The organism is Paraburkholderia unamae (genome assembly GCF_003268775.1).
Classification (GTDB): domain Bacteria; phylum Pseudomonadota; class Gammaproteobacteria; order Burkholderiales; family Burkholderiaceae; genus Paraburkholderia; species Paraburkholderia unamae.
Genome location: NZ_QLSU01000005.1, coordinates 47349 through 71136, shown reverse-complemented (window position 1 = coordinate 71136; position 23788 = coordinate 47349). Strand labels below are relative to the sequence as shown.

Below are 23788 nucleotides of genomic sequence, written 5' to 3'. Positions count from 1 at the left end.
GCCATGATTGCGGCACCTGACCGTTGCGGACGCAGCTTGTTTCGTTACCGATTGACGAGGTGCTTCGGCAACAGCAACGTGAGGCAGAGGCCGGAGAGCAGGCAGGCGATCATGCACGAGACAGGAAGCGCAAAGCCGCCTGACGATTGCTTGAGAATCCCGACGACGTATGGACCGAAAAAACCTCCAATGTTTCCGATGGCACTAATCCATGCAATCCCACTCGCAGCCGTACTCGGTCCAAGGACGGCGGTCGGCATTCCCCAGAAGACCGGGGGCATGGAAAGCAGCCCCGCATTCGCGATGCACAGTGCCATAACTGTCAGCCAGAGGTTGTCGCGCCAAACCAGTGACAGTGCGAGGCCAGCGGCGGCGATCAGGAGCAGAGCAGCCGTATGCAGTCGTCTTTCCCGACGGCGATCTGCATTGCGTCCCACCGCAACCATCACGACGACCGCTACCGCATTTGGCAGTGCGGCGATAAGGCCAATCATGAAATCGCCATGCACACCAAGAGATTTGATGATGGTCGGTGCCCAGAGTGTGTAGCCGTAGATCCCAAACACATCAAGAAAATAGATCAGCCCGAAGGTCCAGAAGACCCAGCTTGCGAACATCTCATTGTGATTCGTGGTGGCCGCAATCGCGCGATCCTCGGCAAGCGTTTTGGCCAGATATGCCCTGTCTGCGTCCGTCTGGTGGCGACTTGCCGTTACGTCATCCTCCAGATATGTCCAGCAAAGCCACGCGGCACCGAATGCCGGCAGCGCTTCGGCGACGAGCATCCACTTCCAGCCAGGCAGTGCAGCCACACCGTCCAGATACTCCATGATGAACCCGCTTAACGGGGAGCCGATTAACCCCGCTAGAGGTAGCGCGGCGTAAAAGGCGGATAGCGTTCTCGCGCGATGAAATCGGGGAAACGACTGTGAAATATAGTAAACAATTCCGGGGACTAGGCCGGCCTCTGCTACGCCCAGCAGGTACCGCATGACATAGAATTGCTTCGGTGTCTGAATGAATGTGGTTAAGACGGAAACGATTGCCCACGACAGGATAATGCGCGTCAGCCACCGCTTGGCGCCAACCCGTTGTAGGATCATGTTGCTGGGAACTTCAAACACCACATAGCCCAGCGCAAAGGTGCCCGCCCCGAAGCCGAACACAGCATCTGTGAAACCCAGATCGAGGCTCATCTGGAGCTTCGCGAAGCTCACGTTGATGCGATCGACGTACGCTGCCACATACGCAAACATGAAGATGGGGAGGATCCGAAGTGCAAGATGCTTGGAGATACGCTCTTCCCGAATCCCGTCCTCCATTCTCACCGTCTCTATGGAGGCGGTTGATCTCGTAGCGTTCAAATCCAAAGCGTTTCCCCGATCATTGAAACAAAGAAAAGTGTTCCCGTTTGTGCAAATATGTTGAAACAGTTTTTGTGATAATTTTATTGTTGTCGACGTGCCTGGAAACGTCTCAATCATACCGACCGCGCTGCTGACTACCTGGCGATCAACTCTCTGGCATGACGGGCAACTGGATGTCAAGGGCCCCAGTTTTTCTCACGAGATCGGCGAGGGAAGACGCATTCATTTTTTTCATGACAGCTGCGCGGTGCAACTTCACTGTAATTACGCTGACGCCCAGCCATGCCGCAATTTGCTTGTTCAGTGCTCCACTTACAACGTATGCGAGTACCTCCCGCTCACGGCGGGTCAATTGCTCATACGCGCGTGTGAGCACGGTTTGAGTCTGCATCCGCTCACGCCGTCTCTGATCGATGACGAGTGCGCCATTGACAGCATCGATGACATCCTGGTCAGAGAATGGCTTCACCAGAAAATCGAACGCACCGCCTTTCATTGCCCGTTTGCAGATATCAACATCGGCAAAGCCGGTAATGAAAATAATAGGAATATCCTGTCGATCGGTGACTTGTTGTTGAAATGCCAGGCCGCTCTCTCCGCGTAGCCGGATGTCCAGCAATAGACAACAGGGAGCATCGGCCAATGGAGCCGACCGGAACTCCGCAGTGCTCGCAAATGACTGCACGTTTAGGCCGACAGAGGGAAGAAGATGTGAAAGCGAGCGTCGAATACCTTCTTCATCGTCAACGATATAAACGGTAGAGACGAATTCCAACCTTCCTGGACCGGATGACATTGCACAAACTCCACAGACGCATTCTTTGAAGATCGCGGAACGCGGGCGAGAGACATTACGCAAGCACGGTGTGGTCCTGAGAAAGCGATTGAAACGTGCCAGCTCGACGGCCAGTTGATGGTACACGAATCAACATGTAGCCGGACTGTAATCCAGGCACAATTGCACGACGAAAAGCGTCATGTTTTCGGACGGGATACGCAGAGAGACCATGAGTGGCACGATAGTGCGATGGCACTTAGATCAATCGATCTTCGGGAAATCGATCGCTGTGTCGTTGACGCGGTTTACCAGGTTGGTAAAGGTGATCGAAGTAATGACCAGGATAATCTCTATGACCTGGCGTTCGCTGTAGCCGGCTACACGTAGGGCTTCCAGAACGTTCGCAGGGACGGTATTGCGACTCGTGACTACCGTCCGTACGAATACAAGCAGCGCGTCGCGACGAGCGTCTTCTACCGCCTGGCCAGCGCGGATTCTCTTCATGAGATCGGGCGTGAGGCCAGCCATTTTGCCAAGCATCGTATGTGCTGCAAGGCAATAGTCGCATCCGGACAGGGCACTCACGGCAAGGCGGATCGCTTCCACGTCCGCAGCCTCAAGTGAGCTAGCTGAAATCACAGCGTCGACGTTCAGCATCGCCGAAAGTCCTTGCGGGCTGTGCGTGCCGATGGTGGCGTATGCGTTGGGGACCTTTCCGAGCGCGGCCTTGATCTGGCTGAATATCGTCGCGGCTTCACCGGTAGCCTCGCCAGGCTTAAGCGTTGTCAATCGTGTCATGAAAATCTCTCCTTGGTGTTGGATGCTGGCCAGGATGGCCAGCTGAGGAGCGAGCGGCGGCGACGTTGACGTCGCCGCAGTGACGCTCGCGCTACTTGTGAAGTTCTCGGCGCAGCATCGCGTTGGCTTGGCCAATCGCTGCGCGCGCGGCTGGTGTATTTGACAGCGCGTTGAGCATCACGAAGTCGTGAATGCTGCCGAGGTAACGCACCGCAGTAACGTCCACGCCGGCCTGCATGAGCTTGTGCGCGTAGGCCTCGCCTTCATCTCTCAGGACGTCGTTTTCGTCAGTAATCACGAGTGCGGGCGGCAGACCCTGAAGATCTGCAATCGTTGCCTGCAGCGGAGACGCCGTGATTTCGTTGCGCTTGGACGCATCGGGCAGATATGCGTCCCAGAACCACTTCATCGCGTTCTTGGTGAGCCAGGGACCGTGGGAAAACTCCTGGTACGACCCGTCCTCGAAGTTCGCATCGGTGACCGGGTAGAACAAAACCTGGAACCGGAACTTCGGGCCATGGCGTTGCTTGGCAAGAATGCTCACTGCTGCCACCATGTTGCCGCCGACGCTGTCGCCCGCGAGTGCCATGCGCTGAGGATCGACGTCCAGCTCTTTTCCGTGTTGCGCAACGTAAGCAGTTGCCGCGTACGCTTGCTCAATGGCGGTGGGGTAGCGAGCTTCTGGCGAGCGCTCATAGTCGACGAAGACCACTGCCGCGTCCGAGCCGTTAGCGATTTCGCGCACCAGCCTGTCATGCGTTGCTGCATCACCCAACACCCAGCCGCCACCATGAAAGTACATCACAACGGGCAACGTACCAGCGGATTTCTTCGCCGGCTTGATGATGCGGACCTTCACGTCACCGGTAGGTCCTACAGGAAAGATGCGATCTTCAATATGGGCCGGGAGCTTGGAAACGGGGGCGCTTTGCGCGCCCAGTAGAACGGTACGCGCATCACTTGGCGACAACGTATAAATCGGCGGACCGCCCTTGGCCGTCAACGTATCGACAAATTCGCGAGTTCCCTGTTCCAGGGCTGGATCGGCCCATGCCGCGGTGACGGAGATTGAGCCGGCGAGTGCCAGAGCAAATGATAAAGCAGAAATGATTCGATTCATGTATTTTTCGTTCGTTTTACTAAAGTTTTAAAATCGATGTTATGGATTGTTGATAAGAGGATAAATTGACCTCCCCTAAAAACTGATTTTGCTAGCGAGTATCATTCGATCCCAGTTCGCAGGCAAAGAGTTCCGTTTCACCCGAGGGCGAAACACCTCGTCGCCCTTTAAAATTTCGGTGCCTGTCAAAGCACAGAGAGCATCCCGCTTTGCGAAAACAAGCCGCCATGTTTGCTCGCCGTAATGCCCGGAGCATGCGTCACTCCAAAGCACCGTCAGTGCGTGAGAAGAGGGTCTATCGAGTACAGTTACACGGCACGGCGGCGTCTGGGTTGGCCCGACGTCGACTAGTCGTGACGAAACCCCGCGCCGACGCACATGTATCCTGAGTTCACGCTCATAGGCATCGTTGGATACTGTGATGGCTGACGGCAACAGCAGGCTCACTAGTGCCCGCTGGACAATGTGTTCGTGTGTTTCCAGCACCGTGTGCTCCTAAAAAGAGGCGACAACTTCGCGGTGTTATGTCAGGCTGCAATTTCAGTTGCTGCCGCGAAAGACGATAGGCTGGCCGGCTGATCTGCTGATGTTATGTGACACGTCGGCCGTTGAGGTTTGTTAAGGCTAAACTCGGGCGACGCAGTATTGCGCCGATGCGTGTGAGATTTGAGGCTAGCGGCGGTCCAGTCCATGAACGCGTGTAGCGCCATCGAAACATGTCGCTGATTTGCATAGACACAGGAAATCGGCGATGCCATTGGACGATGATGGACGAGCACTTCTTCTAGTCGCCCCGAGCGCAGGTGCGGTAGCGCAATCGGCTCGGAGATCTGCGCGAGTCCCGCGCCGCCAAGCACGCATTGCAGGACGGCCACGGCATCATTCAGGCAGAGTCGTTCAGACGCCTTGACCGTCACATCGCTTCTATCTCCCGCAAACCGGAGAGGTCTGGGATTGCCAAAACGGCGAGGCGAGTAATGCACGACATCGTGATCTCCAAGCGCCTCTGGGCTGTTTGGGATAGCGCGTCGTGCGAGGTAAGCAGGGCTGGCAACGGTCAGTGTCCGCACGACGCCCACGTGGCGACATTTGAACGATGAGTCAGAAAGGTTGCCCACGACGATTGCACAGTCGACTCCGTTGCTAATCAATCCATCGGGCTCCCCTCCAACGGCGATCTTTAATTCAACATCGGGATAGGCTGCGCTGAATTTGGATATTTCGGGGAGCAGCACGCAAGCTACCTCTTGATCAATGTCGACGCAGAGACGCCCTTGCGCGATATGGCGGGTGCTTCTTAGTGCTAGGGTCATGTCGTCAATCTCAGCGAGGACCCTTACGCAATGTTCGTAGTAGTGTGCGCCCTCGGCCGTAACGCGCATCGCACGAGTTGAGCGGTGCAGCAAAGCGACGTCGAGATACGATTCGAGCTGACGGACCACTGTGCTTACAGACCCGGTGGCGACACCGAGCGCTTCCGCGGCAGAAGTGAAGCTACCCAAGCGGGCGACGTGCACAAAGACCGACATCGCGTGTAGGAAACGATCCATTTTCTCACTCCGCCGAAGATCAACCTGAATTTGGTTCGTTCATTCTATTTGGCAGAGTTTTTGAATTCCATCGAACCGATGGCAATGTCAGCCTATACCTTCGTATAAATATATCGACCGTCAAAGGTTGGGTTCACCTTGATGTGAAAATTGAAAATGAGATGTGATATTGGAGATATGATATGGTTTTGTGAACCTATCTCAATATATCGACAACAAGGGCGACGAGGTCATCGGGATCTATCGGCTTTTCGAGGAGCGCCACGGAGTATCGGGCTGCAATCAAACGTTCATGCGCTGTTAGGTTGCCAGATACGAAAATGAAGGGCGTGCGTGCCCCTGCCATGCGTAACAGTGTGAGTAGGGCGGTGCCGGACATTCCGCGCATCTGCACGTCGCATACGATGCAGTCGGCGCGATGCTGGATCTCAGAGGCCAGGAAGGTTTCGGCGGAGTCAAAGGCGTGCGCATCGTGACCAAGCGAGCGTACTAGCGCCGCGGTCGACAGCCGGATTGAGGTCTCGTCATCAATCACGCAAACGTTTTTTGGAGGCACGATTTTTCTCGCAAACGCCCGCCTCAGAATCGAGGGTTTCATTAGGCGTGGCTTCATATAGCGCAGCCTAACTTGTGGCCGAGCGGGAAGGCACCATCCTAAGGTATAGTGAGAGCTGTGCTTTGGTGCGGAGTATTCGTTTTCCCGACTGGGAAATTACGTGCGCCGATATCAATTCATTCCATAGCCTGATATCTTCTTACCGGACGCCCAAGATGAATTTCTCTCTCCCCCACGATGATGAACGATTTGAGGAAGGGAGAGCGCTGCAATTCGATCTGTCCAACTATCAGCTCTTCCTTTCGGCACCCATTCCGATTATGGTTGAAGACTGGTCGCGTGTTTATCAGGCGATCATGGATTTACGCCACAGCGGCATAGCGGATCTCGATGTGTGGTTCGGCTCACATCCACAGGCCGTGGCTGACTTGAGGGCACTACATTCTTTTGTCGAGGCCAATGATGCCGTTGTGGAGCTATTCGAAGCGGGAACGAAAGCTGCTTTTTTCGAACGCGCAAAGCAACTGCTTCCTGCTGATCGCACTAGCAACATCGCCGTTTATCGGGCCATGTTCGAGGGGCGTGATGCGTGTCAAGGCGAACGCACGCTGGTGACGTTTTCTGGCAAGCGGGTGCCGATCGTATGGCGATGCTCCCTTCCCAAGCATGAGGACGGTTATCGTCGTCTCTGTTTCTATGGGTTTGACGTGACCGCACAAAAGGAGAGCAACGATCGCATGCAAGCAATGCGAGCGGAAATGGCGCGATCAGCGCGCGTCTCTCTGTTCGGCGAAGTAGCGGCCTCAATCCTGCACGAAATCAGCCAACCGCTTTCGGCCACACGGACCTCGGCAGACGCCGCGCTGCGATGGCTTCAAGACGACTCACCAAATATCGGGCAGGCTACCGAAGCTATCCGGGATTCAGCACGTTGGGCGCGAGATGCGACGGAAATCTGTAAAAAGATCCGTGGCTTCCTCGGCAAGGTTCCAGTTCATTCTGTTTTGTCATCAGCAAGTGGCGTCGTCGAAGCGGCGACTTTTTTGATTTCATCGGAGGCAAAATCAAAAGCGGTCTTTATCGACAGACGCCTGGACGCAGATCTCTCGATCTTCGCGGATCCTCTCCAGATTCAGCAGGTTCTCGCGAATCTGCTGTTGAACGGAGTTCATGCGATCGACTCGGCGGAGGGCGGAGAACGGCGACTTACTGTCGCCGCGAGCAGGACCAGTTCGGATGAGGCGCTGTTTGAAGTGAGAGATTCGGGAACTGGCATGACTGAGGAAACGCTTTCGTCGCTCTTCCAGCCATTCTTCACAACCAAGTCGTCGGGCATGGGAATGGGGCTTGTCGTTGCGCGCTCTATCGTCGAAGCCCATGGAGGCCGCATCTGGGTAGAGAGCAAGCTTGGTTTCGGGACCAGCTTCTTCTTTTCACTGCCCATATCCGAATCGCTTGGCGCGACCCGTTAGCTGTCGGGTTACCCGCGCGCACGCGATAGGTCAGGGACGTTACCTTCTGCCATCGCATCTCGTGATCGGGTGCGCGTTGAAGATATTGTTGCGCACTCAGCGCGACGACCGATGCAAAGATCATATACCAGGCCGTCTTTGCAGCAAATCCTGCTACACGCACGATGGCGGACGCAGCCAGCGGGGTTGTACCTCCGAATATTGCGACGCCATTCGCATACGAGAAGGCGAGACCCGCCGCCCTGTTCTGAGCGGGCAATTTCCGAAGGTAAATGCGAGGGTCGGGACGCCGCCTAGTGCAGACAAGGCCGCGACAGTTGAAATGGCGATCACGCTGATCATCGGGGAGTTATGTCCCGAAAGTAGTGCGAAAACAGGATAGACGGTGATTGCTGTGGCTGTCCGCGCGATGACAATCATCATGCCCGTGCCAATCTTGTCTGCGAGCGCGGCGCCGATCAGCGGCGCCAGCGAGGTCGCAGCACCGATGGCAGATGCCATCGCGAACGAGGATGACGAAGAAGGCGACGTTCCTGAAAGCCCAAAAGCCGCGATGTAAATTACAACATAGGTCGGGACGGTGCCGCCAAAGACCATTCCAACGGAGCATAGCGAGTGCTTGATCCAACTCCGCGTTTCGCTTGTAGCTGATCGCTTATCTGACTCATGCGACGGCATGACTTCCTCTATCGACCGTCGCAGATAAAACTGTACTGGTAGAAGGTCTGCATGCGAACGCAAACGGTAATCGCCAGCCCCGCGCATGGAGATCGGCTGCGGCAAGACATTCCACAAGTGCCATGCCTGAAATTCCGGCAAGAATCTGTGCTGCCGCTTGGGCTGCCACCTGGTATCCGGCCCACATAGCGAGGGGCGACCTGTTGGTCCGCGCTCGACCGGGAGTCGCAACGACCGCACCAAGTTCCCCACCAATTGCGGATCCCCGGATCATCCGGCAAAGCAGCACGACCAACGACGCTGGCAGACCCACCGCGTCGAAGGGATGGCATTACCGCAATCGCGAGGCTACGACGGGTCATAAGGCTCCCTCTAACTAACGCCGTTTTTCGGGTCCGCGACGTTCAGCGCAGCGGCCTAAGGTGAGCGCGCCAAGAGGGCGCGATAGATGACCAGCGGCAAATGCGGCCAGTGAAAACTGCAAGCCGTCGAAGAGCGTCCCTTACGGGAAGAACACGCGGTCGATATATCCTGCGAACATCGCATAGACAGCGAAGTCGAAAAACTCAACGGTGTTTGCCATGACGAGACCGACGATGTTCGCCGAGGTGAGGCGTGATTCACGCTGCTTGATTGCGCTGTGAGAGTTAGGTCGGTCTGAGGCAGGTAAGTACTCGTGCTTTGCGCTTCGGGAGCGCTTAGTCAGTGGAGGTTGGTGACGCTTCCGGGTTCTGGACGCGGTACCGGAATGATAAAGGCCAATTTCACGATAAGCGAGCTCGGATTTTCAAAAAACTACGAAAGCAGTTTCTTTGAGATCGGCATTCTCAACATCTGGCCCAAGTGGGTAGCATGCGAAGTTTCTTGGGGGCGTGTACACACTCACACACGCGACGCCCCCGACATCAACAGCCTTTAGTGTCCCGCTTCTCCCGGCACGAGATTGTTTGTCACCGAAGTCACGCCTGCGATCTGCGTCGCGGTATTGCCTGCAAGTTGGACCTGTTCGGTGTCCGGTACATATCCGGACAAACTGATGACACCATGCCGAGCCAGAACAGTGATGTTGATGGTTTGCAGTCCCTTGGTTTTCGTCAGTGCAGTGCGAACCTGTTTGGCAAGGGCGCGATCGGCGGCGCGCTGAGCCTTCTTTTGGCTCTTCGCGCTGTCTTGGTGCGCGACATGCGTCGCAACCGGCGGCGAGTAATTCTCTTCGGCAGCATGAGCCGGGATGGCGAACGCGAGATAGGTCACATACATGATGGAAGCAAGCGACTTCTTCATTTGAGACTCCGATGTTTGAGGTATGAATCTGGAAAGGCAGAGGGTGTTGATGCCCGGGGAAATGGTACGCATGTTGATAACCACGCTCAATGGCCTAGAGCCGAATACAGCATTCAGAGATTTCGAGGTATAGAATATAAACGCCGTCTTTTCAACCCATCGACAGTTCTGCGGGGCCTCACAAGATCTCACGCGTAGGTCTTCGATTTCTCATGAACACGGTTCATTTTTGTGTTTGACGTCTCTCCATATTTTTCCAATATCGGTTGAATCTTCGGGGAGACTGAATTCTCTTTATGCTCGCGACCCGTTGATCCGCGCCGTCATTGGCCAATAAACTTCGACGCATCAGATAACACAGATCCGGCCACTGCGTCTTCTATGTCCAGTGTTCGCCCCGTTGCGGTCCAGCGCATCTAAACTTCATGGAGAAAAAACATGCCACACGCACAACCGGGTACCGCGCTGATCACGGGCGCATCGTCAGGCATCGGCGCTGTTTATGCAGCGCGTCTCGCCCAACGCGGCTACGACCTCATTCTGGTTGCACGCAATCGCGACAGGCTAGACCTGCTTGCACGAGACATTGGCAATGAAACTGGGCGAACGATCCAGACTATCGTGGCTGACCTCGGTGATCGAAGCGCACTCGCGCGTGTCGAGACGAAGCTCAAAGAAGACACGAACATCAACCTGCTCGTGAACAATGCTGGCGTTGGCACACATAAGACCCTGCTCGACAGCGACGCCGATGCTATGACGAAGCTGATCGAGCTCAACGTGATGGCGTTGACGCGTCTGACTTACGCGGCCGGCCCGCAGTTCGCGGCGCGTGGCAACGGCGCGATCATCAACATTGCATCTATTGCCGCAATTACCCCCGAACTGCTTAATGGCGTCTACGGCGGTAGCAAGGCGTTTGTTCTTGCGCTGAGCCAATCGCTGCATCACGAGCTGGCCGACAAAGGGGTGCGGGTTCAGGCCGTGTTACCTGGCGCAACCGCAACCGAATTTTGGGAGATCGGCGGGCTTCCGCTGGAACACCTTCCCAAGGAAATTGTTATGTCCGCTTCCGATATGGTGGACGCTGCATTGAAGGGTTTCGATCTCGGCGAACTTGTGACGATTCCCTCCTTGCATGCGATCGCTGCATGGGACCAGTTCGAGACATCTCGCGGCGCATTGGCAGCCCAACTTTCCAACAATACGCCGGCTCCACGATACGTGGTCGGCACTAACGCTTGTTGATCTTCTTCCTCCGAGTGGTTTGTCTCCCGTGCGCCGCATGATCGGCGCGGAGCGGATGGCTGGGCAGCATGCTTGTGCATGAAGAAGGCTGGCAGGCGCGCTCACACAGCGGGTGCATAGAGCACGCACGAGCATCGTGAGTTGCGACCATTTCAGGCAGGGCCGTTCGGGAGTCTCCAGGAACGGTCTCGTGGGGTATCTCATTCGCGCAGAGGAGATTGGGGGACGTGAGTCAAAATCGGTTCGTTGGAAGCAGCATGTCGCAAGCGCTGCTCGAAGAGCTGGGGCGCCTCTTCATGGCTGTGAAGCGCAAGGCGCCCGGGCGAGTTGCTCCGGACGTCGACACTTTCACGCTTAAAGTCCGCGCGCCCATGGATTGGTTGGACGGACCTGAGGTTGAGGTTCGGGTCCATCGCCGCGGCAAGGGCAAGCCGGCGTTGCTTGTACACGGCTGGCAAAGTCAGGCTGCAGAGTTGGATGCTCTGTCGGGCGCTCTTGTAAGCGCGGGTTTCGAAGTCTGGATGCCGGACTTGCCCGGACACGGATATTCGAGCGGCGCTCATCTGAGTCTGCCTCTTGCCGCGTCTACGCTCACCGCGGTTCAGGCGCTTGCCGGACCGTTTTCTTACGCGGTTGGGCATTCATATGGTGGCGCCAGTGTCGTGCATGCACTGGGACAACAACTTAAGGTCGACCGCTTCGCCGCACTGGCGCCGCCAATGCATTACGGCCATTTTGCGCGGCGTTTCGCGGTCAAGGCCGGACTACCGGCGTCATCAGTTGCCCAATGGCTTGACCAGCTCTTCACGATGACTGGAACGCATCCTGATGAAATCAGCTTTGAGCGACAAGTCGCTGAACTTTCGCAGCCCGCGCTTCTCCTGCACGGCACTGATGATCAAATTATTCCAAGTACCCAATCCGAGGCCGTGGCTTCTGTCTGGCCGACGGTGGTCTGGATCCCGCTCTCTGGTGTTGGGCATTTCGATTTACCCGGCGATCCGAAAGCACTCGAATATTTGATCGGCTTCGGACTCGGGAAGCCTCTCAATTTTACGGAATAACGCGCACAGTCGCGCACACCAGGGGAATTCTGGTTCGCAGGCCCTACAAATGCAAAGTCGGAAAACAATGATGGATAAGACACTTACCAATGCTGCCGGCGCTCCGGTAGTCGACAACCAGAACTCGCAGACCGCAGGGCCACGGGGCCCTGTGATGCTCCAGGATGTGTGGCTGCTTGAAAAGCTTGCTCACTTCGACCGTGAAGTCATCCCGGAGCGCAGGGTACACGCGAAGGGGTCGGGAGCATTCGGAACCCTGAAGATCACACACAACGTTTCGCAATTCACGAAGGCCAAGGTCTTCAGCGAGGTAGGCAAGGAGACGCCGATCTTCATGCGCTTCTCGACGGTTGCGGGCGAGCGCGGCGCCGCCGACGCCGAGCGCGACGTGCGCGGCTTCTCGATCAAGTTCTACACGGAAGAAGGCAACTGGGACATCGTCGGCAACAACACGCCGGTGTTCTTTATCCGCGATCCGCTCAAGTTCCCGGACTTCATTCACACGCAAAAACGCGATCCGCGCACCAACATGCGCAGCAACGTGGCGGCGTGGGACTTCTGGTCGCGCCATCCGGAGTCGCTCCATCAGGTGACGATCCTCATGAGCGACCGCGGTATTCCAAAGAACTATCGCCAGCAGCACGGCTTCGGTTCGCACACGTTCTCGTTCATCAACGTGAACGACGATCGCTTCTACGTGAAGTTCCACTTCAAGTCGGCGCAGGGCGTGGAGAACTACACCGACGCCGAGGCCGCGCAGGTGGTGGCGCAGGACCGGGAATCGGCACAGCGTGATCTCTACAACGAGATCGAGAAGGGCAATTTTCCGAAGTGGCATTTCCGCGTGCAGGTGATGCCGGAAGCTGACGCCGCGAAGGTACCGTACAACCCGTTCGACATCACGAAGGTGTGGCCGCACAAGGATTACCCGCTGATCGACGTGGGCACGATCGAGCTGAACCGCAATCCGGAGAACTATTTCGCCGACGTGGAGCAGGCCGCGTTCACGCCCGCGAATGTGGTGCCGGGTATCAGCTTCTCGCCCGATCGTCTGTTGCAGGGCCGCCTGTTCTCGTACGGCGATACGCAGCGTTACCGTCTCGGCGTGAACCATCACCAGATTCCCGTGAACGCGCCGCGCTGCCCGTTCCATTCGTATCACCGTGACGGCGCGATGCGTACCGACGGCAATCTTGGTGGCAACGTGAACTACGAGCCGAGCCGCTTCGGCGATTTTGTTCAACGTCCCGATGCCGGCGAGCCGCCGCTCTCAGTGGGCACCGTTGATCACTATGATCATCGCGAGGACGACGATTACTACAGTCAGCCTCGCGCGCTGTTCCGGTTGTTCGACGCAGGCCAGCGCACGCGCCTCTTCGGCAACATTGTGCGCGCGATGGGCGGCGTTCCACAAGACATCGTTGATCGAGTTGTGGCGCAGTTCGAGGAGATTGATCCAGCTTACGGCGCCGGTGTACGGAGCGCGTTGACGGGTGACTGACACCCGGTCCATTCCAGGTAGATAGCGCGAGCGTCCTATCAGCGGTGCGGAGCTCGCGCTCTTCATTGAGGAGCTGTACATGCCTGATATCAAACATTTCGAATATTTATTTCTCGGCGGCGGCAAGGGTGGCAAGTCGCTGGCGATGGATCTGGCGCGTAAAGGCAGGCGCGTCGCGCTCATTGAGCGGGGAATGATCGGAGGGTCATGCATCAACGTCGCGTGCATTCCCAGTAAGACGCTGATCCAGAACGCACGAAACATGCAGGTCTGGCGCACAATGTCTGCCGAGCCTGACCTGCGGGTGGACATGACGAAAGTGCATGCGAACGTTCGTGCTGTTGTGGACGGCATGGTTGGCATCAATCGTCGCTCGTTTGAGCAGTCCGGGCTCGAGCTTGTGCTCGGAACAGGCCGGTTCGTCGCACCGCGACGAATTCTCGTTCGCCTGAATGACGGCACCGAACAACTCTTCTCTGGCGACCAGGTATATATCAACACGGGAACCGTCGCGGTGATTCCGGACATTCCAGGATTGCGCGGCTCCCGGCCAATGACCCATATCGAGGCACTGAACCTGGAAAGTCTGCCGGAGCATCTAATCGTGCTCGGGGGCGGCTATATCGGCCTGGAAATGGCTCAAGCATTTCGTCGTCTTGGCAGTCAGGTTACGCTCGTCCACAATATGCCGCGCGTCGCAATGCGTGAGGACGAGGACGTCAGCCGCGAGATTCAGAGCGCATTCGAGGAGGATGGAATCCGCCTGTCGCTGGCCACGACAATCACCCGCGTCGATGGAATTTCCGGCGAGAAGGTCACTATTGAATTCGATGATGGCGGTTCGATCGAGGGCAGCCATCTCCTCGTCGCAGCCGGTCGACAACCGGTGACCAACGACCTCGGGCTGGATCTCGCTGGAGTAGATCTCGATGAGCGTGGCTACATTAAGGTCGACGATAGGCTTGCGACGACCGCAAAGAACACGTGGGCTATTGGCGAGGTTGCTGGATCGCCCATGTTCACGCACGCTTCATTTGATGACTATCGCGTGCTCAAAGCGCGGATCGAAGGGCGTTCATCTAGCACGGCGTCGCGCGTCGTGCCTTACGCTCTTTTCACCGAGCCGGAACTCGGCCGCGTGGGCATCAACGAATCGGACGCAAAAGCACTCGGAATCACTGTGCGGGTGGCGCGTTTGCCGATGATGGCGGTTCCCCGCGCCCGCACCAATGGCACCACGCGTGGATTCATGAAGGCACTCGTGGCCCCCGATTCTGGGCGCATCCTTGGCTTTACGATGGTTGGCTCCGGGGCAGGTGAAGTCACGTCGGTTGTCCAGATGGCCATGCTCGGAGGTCTGCCGTACACCGCAATACGTGACGCAATTATCGCTCACCCTCTGCTTGCGGAAGGGCTGAATCTACTCTTCGCCACGCTTGACTAGGCTCGCTGGAGCGGCCGTCCCCGGAACTCACATGCAGGATCTGTTGACTTGTGCATTTCAGCCCCGGGTGCGTCGAGACTGTTGTCGTGCGTCCTCTTCCCAAACACGAGGGTACCGAGCGCTCTCTGGAGTACGTTGACGTCGCGGGACTTTCAAAGTCTCTTTGATTCTGAATATTGTCGCGGGCACTTATTCGCAGGTCACTCGGTACAGCAGAATTCTTCAATAGGCGTGCTGGATTGATTGCGTGTACTGCCTATTGCACCGGGAAAAAGGAGAGTCAAATGCGGAAAAGAAAACGACTGGCGCTTGCGATCGTGGGCGCGATGGCCAGTTTCGCGACACAAGTAGCAATTGCGGATGATGGTTCGACGAGGGCCCACAAGGAAGCTTCAGTGGTGCAACTTGTCAGCGTTCGTTCAAGTGAGAAAATGCCATGGAATGCAGTGGTTGTCGACTCAAGAAATCGGGTCATCGTGAGTTCACCCCGCTGGACCGGGAGCGTGGGTCCGGCAGTTGCCATTGCAGGGGAACACGGTGAATTGACGCCGTTTCCGGATGCGTCGTGGAACGATTGGAAGCCGGGCTCGGATGCATCTAGGCGTTTCGTCAGCGTCAATGCGATCCACGCAGACGCTAGCGGAGACTTGTGGATCGTTGATACCGGTTCGCCGGATTTTGGTGGGAGTCCGATTGAGAGCGGCGCCAAGATCGTACGAATCGATCCACGCACAGACGCGATCATACGAGTCTACATACTGCCTAAAGGTGCGCTCCGCACACACACCTACGTTGACGATATCCGGATCAATGGTACGCATGCCTATCTCACGGATGCCGGTGAGGGGGCGTTGCTTGTGCTGAACCTCGAAGACGGATCGGTACACCGGCATTTCGACAGCGCGGTGTTCACCCATGCCAGAGCGGATGACAAGATCGTTGTCAATGGCAAGGTGCTTGCAGGTGCAGATGGAAAGCCATTGAAGGTCAACGCTGATCCGCTAGAACTAAGTCCCGACGGCAGAGTGCTGTACTTTGGGCCACTTTCGGGGCCGATGTCCCAGATCGAGACCAGATATCTCGATGATGAATCCCTGAGCGAACAGTTACTCGCGGAGCACGTGACGCCATGGTTTGCCGATATGCCACCGGTCGGGGGCACCGCAATGGACGCAGACGGCAGTCTCTATTACACACCGCTCGCCGATAATTCATTGATGCTCCGAGCGCAGGACGGAACCATCTCAACGGTGATTCGAGATAACCGGCTGCGCTGGGTCGACGCGCCTTTTATCGATGGGCACGGCAACATATTCCTCCCTGTGCCGCAAATCGATGGTGCACCGGCCTTTAATCACGGGAAGTCCACAATGAATATGCCCATCGAGCTTTATCGCCTTCGTCTGCCCGATGCCAGAAGTTGAGGGGGGCGCGGTGTGTTCCCATACCGGAGACTGTCCGCTATGGGGCGATTGCCGCGCGCCCTCTGTTGAAGGGCCGCGGATCGACCATGCTACGAGCCCGACAAGGCAAGAAATTTGCCTCATCGGGTTGCTCAACGATTTCTTGGCCCTCCCGACGCCAACAGGTCGAAAACACGCCAGCAGTCGCGAATAAGTCCGGCAACAAATAATCGGCGTTTCGACGGTGCAGATAGCGGCGGCGTGATTGTCAGAGAGAGGGGATCTGACGTTCGAGATATTGATGAATTTGCGCAACCACAGAGGCTCCATCGCCAACGGCCGCTGCTACGCGTTTCGCGGAACCGCGACGCACGTCGCCTGCGCAAAATATGCCATTGACGCTGGTTTCGTGCTCAGAGGAACCGGTGGAGGCCGCGGTCCCAGTCAAAACGAAACCGCCGGGGTCAACCGCTACGCCGCATCCACTGAGCCATTCGGTGTTTGGGTGGGCGCCGATGAAAAGGAACACATGTCCTATCTCACGGGTCGTCCGATCGGATTCCTCGAGAATTTCAACAGTTTCGAGATTTGCGGACCCGTGAAGGGCGGTGATGGTGGCGTTGTAATGAACCTCAATGTTCTTGAGCGTCGCGATGCGTTCAATCAGATACTGCGACATGCTGGCGTTCAGGTTTCGCCCGCGAACAAGCATGACAACGCGCCGCGCATGTGAGGCAAGATAGACAGCTGCTTGTCCGGCCGAATTCCCTCCACCGACGACGATGACGTCCTGTCCAGTACATATCTTTGCCTCAACTGGAGACGCCCAATAGTATGCGCCTCGCCCTTCAAAGCGTGCGAGCCCATCGATATCCGGTCTGCGGTATGCGGCGCCAGATGCGATGACCACGCTGCGGGATCTGATGGCTGTCTTGTTTGCGAGCTGCAACTGAAACGGCGACGAAGCGCAGTCGAGAGATGTAACCGCTAGGGGGATTGCGAAGCGGGCACCGAATTTTTGAGCCTGAACGAAAGCTCGTGCCGTAAGTGAATGCCCCGAAATGCCCGTCGGAAATCCGAAGAAGTTTTCGATGCGCGCGCTTGCGCCAGCCTGTCCGCCTGGAGCTTGTGGGTCAAGCACAACTACGCGAAGTCCTTCGGACGCGGCATAAACGGCGGTTGCCAGGCCAGCGGGCCCGGCGCCGACTATAGCGACGTCGAAAACTTCATCAGTTCCGAACTCGGGCAGCCAACCCAAGGCTTCCGCAAGTTGTGCTTCCGTGGGAGCGTGGAGAATTACGCCATCCGGGCTAAGAACGATTGGATATTCGGGGCGATGATGAGACCACTTCTGAAGGAACTGCGATACTTCCCCATCCACGTCGGCGTTGACTACCGTGTGGGGAATATTGTTGCGAGAGAGAAAGCTTTGGAGCGCATTTAGTTTCTGCGTAGGCGCGTCAGTTACGAGAACGATTCCACTGCCACTTTCGATGAGGCCTACGCGCCTGAGGATTAGAGCACGCATGATTCGCTCGCCGAGTTCTGCCTCGGCAATGAGTAGCGAGCGTAGCTGCGCGGGCTGCAGGTGTATGGCGCGAACCTCGCCGATTGCATGACCATCAACGAGACAGCGGCTTCCGGAAAGCTGTCCGGCTTCACCGACGAAATTGCCAGGCCCCTGTTCGTTGATGACAATCGCGCGATCGAAAGCATCCCGGCGCGTTACCCGAATCTCGCCGGTGAGTACGACGTACATTCCGAATCCCGGATCGCCGATCTCGAACATGGACGAGCCGTCTGGCCATACCCGGACTTCTCCGAACCGCGCGATGCGGGACACTTCGTCGTCGGAGAGCGTCGGATACATCTGCTCTCGACGTGACGAATTGACGGAGCGTTGTGTCACTGGAGCGGGTAGTTCGCCGGAACGACCATCGAAATCGCTCGGAGGTTGCATTGATAGTTCCTGAGTCGGGGAGGAAATCGTTGGTTAGTCGACACGGAAGCCGCGGCTGGCATGTGGTGATGTTTAGGAACCACTCGCGAGCCGCGATCCGTATTTAGAACTGGAGGGGCACAGCGACGCGATCAGAGCCGGATTTGAAGAGGGAACTTACTCCCGTCTGTCAAAAGCCTTCCAAAACGATCTTGCCGACGGCCTTGTTGCTCTCTATCTGTGCGTGCGCCTTTCGCAGATTGGTAGCGTTGACGATTCCGATGTGTTGCCCTAGCGTTGACGTAAGCGTTCCCTGGTCGATGAGAGAGGCAACACGATCAAGCAGGAGATGTTGCTTGTCCATGTCAGCAGTCCGGTACATCGACCGGGTGAACATGAACTCCCAGTGAAGCGAGATTGACTTGCGCTTGAGCGGCATCGCGTCAAGTGTAGAGGGATCATCGATCAGCGCGAGTTGGCCTTGCGGCTTGAGCAGATCCACAATCTGCACGTAATATGAGTCCGTATGCGTCAGGCTGATGACGTGATCGACTTGCTTGATCCCGAGCTCTTCCAGCTGCGGACGCAGTGGCTTTGCGTGATCAATGACATGATTGGCTCCGAGCTCACGTACCCAGGCCTGTGAGGCTGTTCTCGATGCCGTGCCAATCACAGTGAGTTCGGTCAATTTGCTCGCCAGCTGCACTAGGATCGAGCCCACGCCGCCGCCTGCGCCGATGACGAGCAGCCTTTCACCTTGCCCGCCGCGCTCTGCAACCTTGAGACGCTCGAACAACAATTCCCATGCAGTAATGGCTGTCAGGGGCAACGCAGCCGCTTGCGCAGCAGAAATGCTGGTGGGGCGATGCCCAGCGATGCGCTCATCCACGAGTCCAAATTCTGCATAGCTTCCCGGGCGTGTGATGTCGCCGGCATACCAGACCCCATCGCCAGGCTTGAAACCCCTGACCTCCGCTCCAACCGATTCCACAGTTCCTGCTGCATCCCATCCGAGAATACGCGCGCCAGGTGGCTGCATGCCTTGGCGCAGTTTGCTGTCTACCGGGTTTACGGAGATGGCTTCGATTTTTACGAGAAGGTCACGGGGGCCCGGTTCAGGCTTTGGCAAATCCACTTCGTACAGCGCCTGCGGATCATCGATAGGCAGGCCTGCCTGCGAGTAGACGATGGCTTTCATATAACATTCCTTGATGACTGAGGTGGGACGAACAAGCTCTATTCGCCGCGCAAGAATTCACGTACGTGTGCGGTATAGGTCGATGCGTATTGGAACAGGGCACCATGGCCCGCGTTCGGATACACAATGAGCGTTGCATTCGGCAGATCTCTTCCGAGAACAAAGCTGTTTTTCGTTGGGATCATGATGTCGTTGTCGCCATTGGTAACAAGTACCGGATGGCCGATCTTCGCCAGCTTCCCACGCACATCGCCCTTCCAGTTTGCCCACGCGATCATGGCCTGTAGTTGTGTCCCTGCTACGTCTGGGCCTGCCGGTAGGTCGGGCTCTGCGCTGCGGGTGTCAAGGCGATTGACAAAGGCGGACGCCGCCGCCCTACCATCTGCCGTAGAGGGAAAAAACAGGCGCTTGAGCTTCTCGCTCATCGGCATGTCGCCATCGGTGTAGATCGCGACAAGTTCGGGGCGATCCATGCCTGCCCCCTCGCCGCCTTCGGGGGCGGAACCCGAAAGAATGATGCGTGACACGCGGTCCGGCATCTCGATTGCGATCTCCTGCGCCAGGAAGCCACCTAATGAGAAGCCGAGGATGTGGAGCTTGGGCACGTCGATCGCATCAATGAACTTCATTGCGTGCGCGGCCATTTCGGCAATCGTTGCTGGGACAGTTCCAGTCGAACGGCCAACCCCAGCGTTTTCGAAGAGGATGATTTCTCGATCCTCGGCGAGCGCATCGACGATTTCCGGATCCCAGTTGTCAAGCGTGCCGGTGAAGTGTTGAAGGCAGAGCAGCGGCAGGCCGCCGTTGCTGTTGCCGAAACGGCGCATGGCGTAACGGAGACCAGACACTTCGACGAATTGAGTTTCGACGCCGGATGAGCGATTGGTATTCACGGATATTCCTCCGGAGCGCAGACTGCGCCCCGTCAAGTTTTTAGGTGAGACTGATATTGCTCAGGTCGATCGATACGACGAGTGGGTCCGGGAGCGAGGAGCCGTCCGGGAGCCGGGGGAAGATGCGCCGCTTGGTCGGGATGCGGATTCCAGAAACCGTGGTGTAGTCGGTTACGTAGTGCGCACCGGGTGTGTTCCCTGCAATTTCCACGTCATAGTCGAGACGTCGGACAAGATGGTCAGCGTCGACATAGATTGCCTGGACTTTACTGAATACCTCTAGCGAATCGGGGTAACGCACGATCACCTTGCGCCAGATTTCGTCCTGCTCCTTCCACTCGCCCGCGTCTTCACATTCGACGCCGGGCCATGCAAGGACGAACGGCGTGTTCAGATACGTCCACATTGCGCATCCCGCAAAAAATGCGAGCTGCAGTGAATTCCAGGGCGTTTCGAGCGTGTGGCCAGCAAAGGACGAGCGTGGCTTGTTGGCTGTTTCGACGATGTTCTGCGATTCGTCGAGAAGTGCAATCGTATCGCCGGTGAATTCCGTGCGTGCCGCGAGCGTGCCGAACGGCGCGTGCGATGCCCATTGGCGATCGGTCGCTACGGTGACAGTCGTCTGATCGAGTATTCCGCCTTTACCTTTTAGTGCCCACAACGCACCGCCTTGCGAGAGGTCGGCATGAATTTTCGTGAACTTGCGCCATTGCGTGAGTCCGCCATGGGCATCGATGATTGTTTGCGCGAGAGAATTCATGCGAGGCTCCTCAGTGTGTGGGTTTCATTACAAGGACCGCGCGGAAGCGAACGTCACCGCGCATCATGCGGTCATAGGCTGATTGCGCCTGCTCCAGCGGAAATGTTTCGATCAGCGGACGGATGTTCCGCTGTTGCGCGAACGCAAGCGTTTGTTCGTTGTCTGCGACGGTGCCGGTCAGCGCGCCAACTACCGAGCGGCCACCGAACACGAGATCTATGGCGTTCACCGTAATGGGTTCGCTGGCGATCGCAACGACGACGAGCTTCCCGCGAGGAGAAAGCCCAGGCACCATCTCCGACATGCCAAGGCCGGTCGGTGCGGTAGCGAGGATGACCTTTGCACCACCGAGGTTATGTAGAACCTCAGCGACGCTTTCGGCCTTGGCATCGATGTACCGATGTGCGCCAAGGTCGCGCGCCAGCGGTGCCTTGTCGGCACCACGCGCAATCGCGACGGTATAAAAGCCCATACTGTTGGCGAACTGAACCGCAAGGTGGCCGAGTCCACCAAGTCCATGGACAGCAACGATGTCTCCAGCCCGAGCCCCAGCGTTACGAAGTGCGTTGAAGGTAGTTAGACCTGCGCAGAGCAGCGGTGCGGCTTCTGCGGCCTCCAGGTCGTCAGGGACGCGAACCAGTCCGCGCGCCTCGGCGATCATGATTTCAGCGTAGCCGCCGTCGACGGTCATGCCAGTGATGACCGGCTTTTCGCAATTTACGATGTCGCCTTGCCGGCACGATGGGCACGTCCGATCTTCGCCAGCAAGGAAGCCCACTCCGACTCGTTGGCCGAGCGACCAACCCTCGACACCTTCGCCGAGTGCTTCGATGCGTCCTACAACCTCATGGCCGGGCACGAGTGCGCTGGCGCTTTCGGCTCTTTCAGGCTCAATGGTGGCGCTGTCGGAGTGACATACCCCGCAGGCCTCGACACGAATGCGGACTTGTCCGTAGCGGGGTTCAGGAACGGGGCGCTCTGCGAATTCGAGTTTTCCCGAGCCTACTGCGACGGCCGCACGGTACGTGGCTGGTTGGATCATTTGGGTTCTCACTCAAAACGGAAGTCAGAAAGATCAACACCGACGATCAACGGCTCCGGCAGGGCGATGTTGTCCGGGGTGCGAGGGTAGATACGCAGACGCGTCGGCATCCGGATGCCTTGGACGGTGACGTAGTCACTCAGATAACGTGCGGCGGCATTGCGTCCCTGGATATCGACTTCGTAGTCGTGGCGGCGGAGAAGTCCATCTGCATCGAAGTAAAGCGTCTGCACGGTGCTGTGCGTTGCGATGCTCGGTGCGAATTCGACCCGGAGACGTCGCCACGGCAGGCCATCGACAATCCAAGGATCAATCTCCTGCGCCACCACGCCTGGATATCGCAACAGGAACGGAGACGTCAGATAGGTCCACATGGTGTAGCCCGCGAAATACGCGAGCTGCGCATTAGACCAGGGCGTTTCCATCTCGTATCCTTCGAACGACGCCCGCGGATGATTGAGGGTCTCCACGATCGAGTCGTCAGCTCGTCGAATCTCAACGAGCGAGGGGGTATAGATCGAATGATCTGACGATGGTGCGAACGGCTCGTGTGACACTCGTTGTTCGTGAAGATCAACGGTGACACGCGAGTGCGTCAACACGTTTTCGCACTGTTTGAGTTTCCAGAGCGCGCCGATGTGATGAAGCTGGGCAGACACGCGGCGAAAGCTACGAAATCGGTCAAGACCGCCGGCAGTCGCGATGGCCTTGTCGATGAGGTTTTCCATTAGTAATCCTTATTTCATTTCAGATTGGTCCGATTTTTCCACTACTTGAAAAGATCGTGCCTCAGGGTCTGTCTAAACTGTGCGCGGCGTCAGCAGGAGAGCTTTTGCGAGTAAGCTAGAAATGCCACGATGTGAGCTGCAGATGCCTGCGGAAACTGGAGTTGAGGTCCATGTCCCGACTGTGGAAATGTGACCAGGTGAAGACTGGGGAACTGGGCGTTCAAGGCATACCAGTTCTCAACTGGAAATACGATGTCGTGATCGCCGCCAATGTGTAAAATCGGAATCGAAGCGGCGCGCAGCGCTTGCAGGACCGGCGGTGCTGGGAAAGCGGGATTTCTAGGGCCTTCACCGAGTTGATCCGCGGCCCAGCTATAGGGCACTTCAGGACTGACGTCGGACGTGCGGGCGGCGAGACGTCGTGAAGCCTCTTCTGCAGCCGCGCGGCTTTTCGCTGAAGTGGGTTCGAAGAAAAGGCTGACGAAGTCTTCGAAGTCGTTCTCGCGTTTTGCAAGCGTGTAGAACAAGGGCTCACCTGTTTTCACCAGCGGCCCGGGTGGTGTGGTCGCGATAAGCACCGCGTGACTCGCAATTTGCGGAGCTTGCGCCAATACAATTTGTGCAGCTACGCCACCGATAGACCAGCCACCGATGATTACGCGACCAAGCTCGAGTGCACCGATCAATTCGATGGCGTCTCGCGCCAGTGCGGCGGGGTTGTAGGTACGCTCGCCGGTGGACTGTCCGAGTCCACTGTAGTCAAAAATGACGACTTCGAACCCTTTTGCGGCGAGACTGTCAAGGAACAGAGGATCCCAAGAATCCATTGTGCCCCTAAAGCGTACGCAAAGTACGAAGGGCTTACCGCTACCAAAACGTCGATACGCTAGGCGTCGGTTCGGTAGGTCGGCGAAGCGTGTTACCGCACTGAGAGACGGGGAATCAACTTCGGGAGTTGTGCTCAT

22 protein-coding genes are annotated in these 23788 nt (G+C 57.0%); 7 read left to right on the top strand and 15 right to left on the bottom strand.

The genetic code is table 11. The annotated features are described in order from the left end of the window. Positions 1 to 44: 44 nt before the first annotated feature. The 7 genes from C7401_RS09755 to C7401_RS09725 all read right to left on the bottom strand — a co-directional run bounded on the left by C7401_RS09755 (position 45) and on the right by C7401_RS09725 (position 6211). Complete coding sequence (locus C7401_RS09755) at positions 45 to 1370, bottom strand: MFS transporter (RefSeq protein ID WP_112171189.1); 1326 nt, start codon at positions 1368 to 1370, stop codon at positions 45 to 47. Positions 1371 to 1512: 142 nt separating this feature from the next. Beyond that, positions 1513 to 2163: a response regulator transcription factor gene (locus C7401_RS09750; protein ID WP_112171188.1), complete on the bottom strand. Its 651-nt coding sequence runs from the start codon at positions 2161 to 2163 to the stop codon at positions 1513 to 1515. A gap of 243 nt (positions 2164 to 2406) precedes the next feature. After that, positions 2407 to 2943, bottom strand: a complete 537-nt coding sequence (locus tag C7401_RS09745) for a carboxymuconolactone decarboxylase family protein (RefSeq protein ID WP_112171187.1) — start codon at positions 2941 to 2943, stop codon at positions 2407 to 2409. 91 nt (positions 2944 to 3034) lie between these two features. Further along, positions 3035 to 4063, bottom strand: a complete 1029-nt coding sequence (locus C7401_RS09740) for an alpha/beta hydrolase (RefSeq protein ID WP_112171186.1) — start codon at positions 4061 to 4063, stop codon at positions 3035 to 3037. 75 nt (positions 4064 to 4138) lie between these two features. Then, complete coding sequence (locus C7401_RS46080) at positions 4139 to 4441, bottom strand: DUF3331 domain-containing protein (protein WP_373864432.1); 303 nt, start codon at positions 4439 to 4441, stop codon at positions 4139 to 4141. A gap of 149 nt (positions 4442 to 4590) precedes the next feature. Beyond that, the gene (locus tag C7401_RS09730) at positions 4591 to 5613 is read right to left on the bottom strand and encodes a LysR family transcriptional regulator (protein WP_112171184.1); all 1023 of its coding nucleotides are present in this window, start codon (positions 5611 to 5613) and stop codon (positions 4591 to 4593) included. Positions 5614 to 5809: 196 nt separating this feature from the next. Next, complete coding sequence (locus C7401_RS09725; protein WP_165841890.1) at positions 5810 to 6211, bottom strand: response regulator; 402 nt, start codon at positions 6209 to 6211, stop codon at positions 5810 to 5812. Positions 6212 to 6384: 173 nt separating this feature from the next. Here C7401_RS09725 and C7401_RS09720 point away from each other — a divergent pair, with 173 nt between their 5' ends. Next, positions 6385 to 7641: a sensor histidine kinase gene (locus C7401_RS09720; RefSeq protein ID WP_112171182.1), complete on the top strand. Its 1257-nt coding sequence runs from the start codon at positions 6385 to 6387 to the stop codon at positions 7639 to 7641. Positions 7642 to 8026: 385 nt separating this feature from the next. Then, complete coding sequence (locus C7401_RS44915) at positions 8027 to 8200, top strand: hypothetical protein (RefSeq protein WP_165841889.1); 174 nt, start codon at positions 8027 to 8029, stop codon at positions 8198 to 8200. A gap of 1034 nt (positions 8201 to 9234) precedes the next feature. On the opposite strand, the gene C7401_RS09715 is transcribed toward C7401_RS44915, so the two are convergent. Continuing rightward, on the bottom strand, positions 9235 to 9603 hold the full coding sequence (locus tag C7401_RS09715; RefSeq protein WP_112171181.1) for a BON domain-containing protein: 369 nt from the start codon (positions 9601 to 9603) through the stop codon (positions 9235 to 9237). A 438-nt stretch (positions 9604 to 10041) separates the two neighbouring features. Here C7401_RS09715 and C7401_RS09710 point away from each other — a divergent pair, with 438 nt between their 5' ends. From C7401_RS09710 to C7401_RS09690, 5 genes are all read left to right on the top strand, one after another. Further along, on the top strand, positions 10042 to 10851 hold the full coding sequence (locus C7401_RS09710) for an SDR family NAD(P)-dependent oxidoreductase (protein ID WP_112171180.1): 810 nt from the start codon (positions 10042 to 10044) through the stop codon (positions 10849 to 10851). A gap of 257 nt (positions 10852 to 11108) precedes the next feature. Then, positions 11109 to 11915 (top strand): alpha/beta fold hydrolase, encoded by an 807-nt coding sequence (locus C7401_RS09705; protein ID WP_112171179.1) that lies wholly within the window; start codon positions 11109 to 11111, stop codon positions 11913 to 11915. Positions 11916 to 11982: 67 nt separating this feature from the next. Next, complete coding sequence (locus C7401_RS09700; RefSeq protein ID WP_112171178.1) at positions 11983 to 13416, top strand: catalase; 1434 nt, start codon at positions 11983 to 11985, stop codon at positions 13414 to 13416. 79 nt (positions 13417 to 13495) lie between these two features. Next, entirely contained in the window at positions 13496 to 14860 is a 1365-nt protein-coding gene (locus C7401_RS09695) for a dihydrolipoyl dehydrogenase family protein (protein WP_112171177.1), read from the top strand. Between the two features lie 284 nt (positions 14861 to 15144). After that, complete coding sequence (locus tag C7401_RS09690) at positions 15145 to 16284, top strand: L-dopachrome tautomerase-related protein (RefSeq protein WP_244314849.1); 1140 nt, start codon at positions 15145 to 15147, stop codon at positions 16282 to 16284. 247 nt (positions 16285 to 16531) lie between these two features. Here C7401_RS09690 and C7401_RS09685 read toward each other — a convergent pair whose 3' ends face one another. The 7 genes from C7401_RS09685 to C7401_RS09655 all read right to left on the bottom strand — a co-directional run bounded on the left by C7401_RS09685 (position 16532) and on the right by C7401_RS09655 (position 23788). Next, on the bottom strand, positions 16532 to 18223 hold the full coding sequence (locus C7401_RS09685; protein ID WP_112171176.1) for an FAD-dependent oxidoreductase: 1692 nt from the start codon (positions 18221 to 18223) through the stop codon (positions 16532 to 16534). Positions 18224 to 18392: 169 nt separating this feature from the next. Then, positions 18393 to 19400, bottom strand: a complete 1008-nt coding sequence (locus C7401_RS09680; protein ID WP_112171175.1) for a zinc-binding alcohol dehydrogenase family protein — start codon at positions 19398 to 19400, stop codon at positions 18393 to 18395. Between the two features lie 38 nt (positions 19401 to 19438). After that, the gene (locus tag C7401_RS09675) at positions 19439 to 20293 is read right to left on the bottom strand and encodes an alpha/beta fold hydrolase (RefSeq protein WP_244314847.1); all 855 of its coding nucleotides are present in this window, start codon (positions 20291 to 20293) and stop codon (positions 19439 to 19441) included. A 40-nt stretch (positions 20294 to 20333) separates the two neighbouring features. Next, positions 20334 to 21053 carry a hypothetical protein gene (locus tag C7401_RS09670; protein ID WP_112171173.1) on the bottom strand — a complete coding sequence of 240 codons (720 nt, stop codon included), beginning with the start codon at positions 21051 to 21053 and terminating at the stop codon, positions 20334 to 20336. A 10-nt stretch (positions 21054 to 21063) separates the two neighbouring features. Continuing rightward, entirely contained in the window at positions 21064 to 22095 is a 1032-nt protein-coding gene (locus C7401_RS09665) for an alcohol dehydrogenase catalytic domain-containing protein (RefSeq protein WP_112171172.1), read from the bottom strand. Between the two features lie 8 nt (positions 22096 to 22103). After that, positions 22104 to 22823 (bottom strand): hypothetical protein, encoded by a 720-nt coding sequence (locus C7401_RS09660; RefSeq protein ID WP_112171171.1) that lies wholly within the window; start codon positions 22821 to 22823, stop codon positions 22104 to 22106. An 89-nt stretch (positions 22824 to 22912) separates the two neighbouring features. After that, the gene (locus C7401_RS09655; RefSeq protein WP_112171170.1) at positions 22913 to 23788 is read right to left on the bottom strand and encodes an alpha/beta fold hydrolase; all 876 of its coding nucleotides are present in this window, start codon (positions 23786 to 23788) and stop codon (positions 22913 to 22915) included.